Origin of the sequence: Methylobacterium sp. WL6 (assembly GCF_008040095.1) — a bacterium.
GTDB lineage: Bacteria > Pseudomonadota > Alphaproteobacteria > Rhizobiales > Beijerinckiaceae > Methylobacterium.
The window spans coordinates 1-4618 of record NZ_VRVH01000340.1 but is presented as its reverse complement, the minus strand read 5'-3'; the positions used below and the strand labels follow the sequence as shown (position 1 = coordinate 4618).

Here is a 4618-nt window from a genome sequence, read left to right as displayed (position 1 = left end):
CTCCTCGCCGGCGCCGCGGCCTTCTGCTGGCAGCCGCCGAGCGCGGCGGCGGCGAGGAGGGCGGCGAGCGAGAATCCGGAAATCTTGGTCGGCACGGGCGGCTTTCCCTGACACGGCGCAGCTTGCGCCGGACGGTTTTTGAGCCCGCGCCGCCGGGCGGTCAATCGTAGGCTTCGATTGTGGTGCTCGATCCGCGAACGCCGTTCGCGGTTTCCCTCCCCCGCAGAGGGGGGAGGGAACAGCTCGTTCGTCGACCGAACCGGCCTACTTCGCCTTGTCGGCGATGGCCTTCAGGCCCGACTCGTAGATGCCGGAGATCGCGTCGGTCGCGACGGTGTCCGGGGCGCCCTTGGCGTTGAAGGTCCCGGTCCAGCTCAGCTTCGAGCCGGTGCCGTCCGGCGCCACCGAGAGCGTCGACTTGTAGTCGGAGACCGGCAGCGGGCCGGACAGGATCGTGTAGGTGTAGCTCATCACCTTGTCGTCGCGGGAGACCTGCTCCTCGACGAGGGTGCCGCCGCCCTTGAGCGAGAGCGTGCGGACCTTCATGCCGTCCTTCTCGGACAGCGCGCACTTCTCCACCGCCGGGTGCCAGTCGCCGATGCCGCAGAAGTCGCCGATGGCCTGCCAGACCTTGGCGAGCGGGGCGGCGACCGTGGCGGTCTTGGCGACGTCGATGGCGTAGCCCGGCACCGTGCCGGCGACGAGCGCGAGGACGGGCAGAGCGAGGGTCCGGATCATGATGGGCGTCTCCGACGATAGGCGGCGCGCGCCGGTATTCCCGGCGCCGGCCCTCTCAGGGGGCCCGCACGAGCTAGGCCTCGACCCCCGCCGTGGCAATGGCGGCCGGGATGCGGAGATCGCCGGCCGGCACCCGTCGGTTCTCGCTAGCGCGCATTCCTGCGCCCGGCCTCGGCCAGCTGCTTGGCGCGCGCGCCCTGCGTCTCGAACATCCAGCCCGGGTATTCGCGCGGCAGCACGCTGACCGCGTCGAGGGCGTCGAGCTCAAGTTCGCTCAGCTCGATCTGCGTCGCGGCGATGTTGTCGTCGAGCTGGTCGAGGCGCTTGGCGCCGACGATGACGCTCGACACCACGCGCCGGTGCAGCAGCCACGCCAGCGCGATCTGCGCGATCGAGACGTTGCGGGCGGCCGCCATCGGCCGCATCGCGTCGATGCAGGATTCGGCGCGGCCGCGCTCGACCGGCGGGAAGTCGAAGGCGGCGCGCCGGCCCTCGCCGGCGGCGTCGCCGGAATACTTGCCCGAGAGCAGGCCGCCGGCGAGCGGGCTCCAGACCATCAGGCCGAGGCGCTCGCTCCGGAGCATCGGCACGATCTCGCGCTCGAGGTCGCGGCCGGCCAGCGTGTAGTAGGCCTGCAGGCTCTCGAAGCGGGCCAGCCCCTCGCGCTCGGAGATGCCGAGCGCCTTCACGATCTGCCAGGCCGCCCAGTTCGAGACGCCGACGTAGCGGACGTGGCCGTGCTGGACGAGGATGTCGAGCGCCCGCACCGTCTCCTCGATCGGGGTCGCCGGGTCGAAGCCGTGGATCTGGTAGAGGTCGATGTGGTCGAGCTGCAGCCGCTTCAGGCTGGCCTTCACCGCGTCGAGCAGATGCACCCGCGAGGCCCCGCGGCTGTTCGCGCCCGGCCCCGTCGGGCCGTAGGCCTTGGTCGCGACGACCACGTTCTCGCGCGGCACCTTGAGGGCCTTCAACGCCTGGCCGGTGATCTGCTCGGACAGGCCCTCGGCGTAGACGTCGGCGGTGTCGACGACATTGATCCCGGCATCGATCGCGCGGCCGACGAGGCGCTCGGCCTCCGCCTGGTCGAGCGCACCGATCTGCCGCCACATCCCTTCCCCGCCGCCGAAGGTCATCGTGCCGAGGCAGAGTTCCGAGACGAAGAGGCCGGTCCGGCCGAGCTTGTTCTGGCGCATGGGGGTGAATCCTATGAGGGGCGTGCCCTTCCCTCCCCCCTCTGCGGGGGAGGGTGGCCCGCGCAGCGGGTCGGGAGAGGGGAGCGGCGATGCCTGAAAGGGCGCTCCCCTCTCCCGACCCTCGATGACGCGAGGCCCACCCTCCCCCGTACCCAAGTCGGGCCTGCCCGACTTGGGCACACAAGGTGCGGATCTCGGGCAAGCCCGAGATCCGTCGGGGGGAGGGAAGGCGCGGCGGGCAAGGGACGGCGCATCGCTCGTCAGATAGGGCCGCCGCAGGCCGGGGCGAGCGGGCCGTCAGCCCTCGCAGCACTCCGCGATCAGCCGGCGCACGAAGGCGGCGCAGGCGTCGAGCTCGGCGAGCGTGATGAATTCGTCGGCCTTGTGGGCGCGGGCGATCGAGCCCGGGCCGACCACCACCGCCGGCACGTCGCCGAGCGCCTGGAACAGCCCGCCCTCGGTGCCGAACGAGACCTTGGCGTGGCCGTTGCGGCCGGCGAGCCGCTTGGCCAGCGTCACCAGCGCGGAATCGGCCGCGGTCTCGAGGCCGGGATAATCGATCAGCGGGGCGACCGCGACGCCGCAGGCGGGATCGCGCGCGGCCATCTCCGCGGCGAGGGTCTCGGTTGCGAAGGCGATCGCGCGCCGGGCCAGCGCACCGGCATCGTCCGCGCCGATGGCCCGGAACTCGAAGTCGACGGTGCAGCGGTCCGGCACGATGTTGAGGGCGGTGCCGCCGTGGACGACGCTGCTGAGCCCGGTGGTGTGGGGCACGTCGTAGAGCGGATCGCGCACGCCGGACGCCGCCAGCGCGTCGGCCATCTGCCTGACGTGGAGGATGAAGCGCGCGGCGTACTCGACCGCGTTGACGCCGGCCGGCGCCAGCGCCGAGTGGCAGGCCTTGCCGCGGAAGGTGACGCGGGCGGCGTGCTTGCCCTTGTGCCCGGTGACGACCGCCATCCCGGTCGGTTCGCCGACGAAGCATCCCAGCGGCGCGAGGCCCATCGCCCGCATCCGCGCGATCAGCGGGCGCACGCCGAGGCAGCCGACCTCCTCGTCGTAGGACAGGGCCAGGTGGAGCGGCCGGACGAGGGGCGCCGCCGCCATCTCCGGCAGGAGCGCGAGGCAGACGGCGACGAACCCCTTCATGTCCGAGGTGCCGCGCCCGTAGAGCCGGCCGTCGGCCTCGGTCAGCCGGAACGGGTCGTGGCTCCAGTCCTGGCCGGCCACCGGCACCACGTCGCTGTGCCCGGAGAGCACGTAGCCCGGCACGCCGGCCGGCCCGACCGTGATCCACAGGGCGGCCTTCTCCCCCGTCTCGTCCATCACCCGCTCGACCGCGGCGCCGTGCGTCTCCGCGAAATCCTGGACCCAGTCGACCAGCGGCAGGTTCGTCAGCGCGCTGGTGGTGTCGAACGCCACCAGCGTGGCGAGGATGTCCCTGGGCGTCGGTGCGGCTTGCATTCGGTCCTTCGTGCCGGGCTGCGGCGGCCGGGGGTGGTGCCGGGAGGGATAGCGAGAACCGGGTCCCGCACGCAACGGCGCGGCTCGCGCGCCGGCCGGCGCTCATCCGGCGGGTTTCGGCTTTCGCGGCCGGCGCGGGCGCTTCGGCGCGGCCTCGGCCCGCGCCAGGAACGCCGCGATGTCGGTGCCGAGGATCAGCGGCAGGTGGTCCGCGATCCGGGCGTCGTCCCAGGCCCACCAGCACACCTCCAGCAGGCGCGCGATGGTCTCCGGATCGAAGCGGTAGCGCAGGACGGTCGCCGGGTTTCCGGTGACGACGGCGTAGGGCGGCACGTCGCGGCGCACCACCGCGCCCGCGCCGACCACGGCGCCGCTGCCAATGGTGACGCCCGACAGGATCGTGCTGTTGGCCCCGAGCCAGACCTCGTCGCCGAGGACGACGTCGCCGCGGGTGGCGTGGTCGTGCGCGCCGGCCGCCGCGTTCGGCCAGAAGGCGGCGAGCGCCTTGAACGGGTAGGTGGTGACGAGGTCGGTGCGGTGGTTGCCGAGCGCGATGGTGACGTTCGGCCCGATCGAGCAGAACCGGCCGATGTGGAGCCGGGCCGATTCCGGCTCCAGCACCCGCGGATTGCCGTAGCTGTGCGCCCCCACGGTCCAGCCCCAGCGCGCGATGCCGCGGGCGAGGTGGAAGGCGGTGAGGTCGTCGAAGACCGGTTTGGGCTCGATCATGCGGCGGGGCTCCCCGTCGGCGCCGGCGGGTCGCGCCATGCCTTTCCCGTGCCTGCGATGCCTTTCTACCGTGTCCGCGATGCCTTCCCCCGTGTCAAAGCGCCGGGCGGCACGGGGAGGATGGAAGGGGCGATCAGGGCCGCCCTGCGATGCCGCCGGGGGCGGCCCGAACCTGCGGCTGCAGCGATCGATATTGAACAAGCCGGCCGCGACACCGTTGCTCCCGTATAGAAACCAGGAGGAAACTTGATGTCGTACAAGATTCTCGCGCTCGCCACCTGCCTGATCCTGCCGCTCGGCGGCACCGCCTTCGCCCAGACCGGCAGCCCGGGCGCCGGGCCCAGCGCGGGCGGCACCGTGAATTCGGGCAGCGGCGCGGGCACGGCGGGATCGACCGGCGGCACCATGAGCGGTTCGGGCCTGTCTCTATACAAATAAACCAGCCCACCAAACAATGGGCCGAATGGGAAGGCCTGATGAGGGTGAAAAAAAAA

The 4618-nt window shown here is 72.2% G+C and carries 5 protein-coding genes; 1 reads left to right on the top strand and 4 read right to left on the bottom strand.

The genetic code is table 11. The features are described 5' to 3' along the window. Positions 1-264: 264 nt before the first annotated feature. The 4 genes from FV230_RS25025 to FV230_RS31305 all read right to left on the bottom strand — a co-directional run bounded on the left by FV230_RS25025 (position 265) and on the right by FV230_RS31305 (position 4124). Positions 265-738: an SRPBCC family protein gene (locus FV230_RS25025; RefSeq protein WP_147844319.1), complete on the bottom strand. Its 474-nt coding sequence runs from the start codon at positions 736-738 to the stop codon at positions 265-267. Positions 739-884: 146 nt separating this feature from the next. Further along, positions 885-1931, bottom strand: coding sequence for an aldo/keto reductase (locus tag FV230_RS25020; protein WP_147844318.1), 1047 nt, complete (start codon positions 1929-1931; stop codon positions 885-887). A gap of 297 nt (positions 1932-2228) precedes the next feature. Continuing rightward, positions 2229-3395 carry an acetylornithine deacetylase gene (gene argE, locus FV230_RS25015; RefSeq protein WP_147844317.1) on the bottom strand — a complete coding sequence of 389 codons (1167 nt, stop codon included), beginning with the start codon at positions 3393-3395 and terminating at the stop codon, positions 2229-2231. A gap of 102 nt (positions 3396-3497) precedes the next feature. Continuing rightward, positions 3498-4124 carry a CatB-related O-acetyltransferase gene (locus FV230_RS31305; RefSeq protein WP_147729962.1) on the bottom strand — a complete coding sequence of 209 codons (627 nt, stop codon included), beginning with the start codon at positions 4122-4124 and terminating at the stop codon, positions 3498-3500. 249 nt (positions 4125-4373) lie between these two features. Here FV230_RS31305 and FV230_RS25005 point away from each other — a divergent pair, with 249 nt between their 5' ends. Next, positions 4374-4562, top strand: coding sequence for a hypothetical protein (locus FV230_RS25005; protein WP_147844316.1), 189 nt, complete (start codon positions 4374-4376; stop codon positions 4560-4562). The last annotated feature ends 56 nt before the right edge of the window (positions 4563-4618 follow it).